1 protein-coding gene and 1 pseudogene are annotated in these 517 nt (G+C 73.3%); one reads left to right on the top strand and one right to left on the bottom strand.

Going from position 1 to position 517, the window contains the following annotated elements; translation table 11 throughout:
- On the bottom strand, positions 1-254 hold a 254-nt coding region (locus tag KBX08_RS33445), incomplete at its 3' end, for a helix-turn-helix domain-containing protein (RefSeq protein WP_210787738.1).
- A 5-nt stretch (positions 255-259) separates the two neighbouring features.
- On the opposite strand from KBX08_RS33445, the pseudogene KBX08_RS33440 reads away from it, so the two are divergent.
- Positions 260-517: pseudogene (locus KBX08_RS33440) on the top strand (MFS transporter); the annotation flags it as partial.

Here is a 517-nt window from a genome sequence, read left to right as displayed (position 1 = left end):
GTGCCGGGACGCCGCTCCTCCCAGCCCTGCTCCCGGAGCCGCCGGACCAGGTGCGCGACGCCGGGCTGGGTCAGCCCCAGCACCTGGCCCAACCACTCGGCGGTCACCCCCGGCTGGTCCTTGAGGACGACGAGCGCCTCGGCGAGCGCGCCACCGGCACCGACGGACGCGCTGACCGACGACCGCATCCGCGAGCCGACGAGCAGGGCGAGTGCGCCGAGCAGGTTGGGCGAGCCGTCCTCGGGTAGATTCATAAGTTGTGAATGTACCCCGACGGGCGGTGCTGCTCATCGTGTTGATGACAGTGGCGCAGCTACCTGTCGCACTGCGGCAGCTGCTCGTCGTACTGCTCGGTCACGAGAACACCGGCAGCTTCGCCACCGCCGGCGTGGCCAGCGCCGGCTGCGGGATCGGGTTGGCGGTCACCGCGCCGCTGGTCGGCCGACTCCTGGGCCGGCTCGGTGCCCGGCCGGTGCTGCTCGCCACCGGCCTCGCCCACCTGCTCGCCCTGCGCGGC

It is taken from the genome of Micromonospora sp. H61 (genome assembly GCF_018070325.1).
Taxonomy (GTDB): domain Bacteria; phylum Actinomycetota; class Actinomycetes; order Mycobacteriales; family Micromonosporaceae; genus Micromonospora; species Micromonospora salmantinae.
Note: the sequence above shows the minus strand (reverse complement) of the source record. Positions and strands in the feature narration are given on the sequence as shown.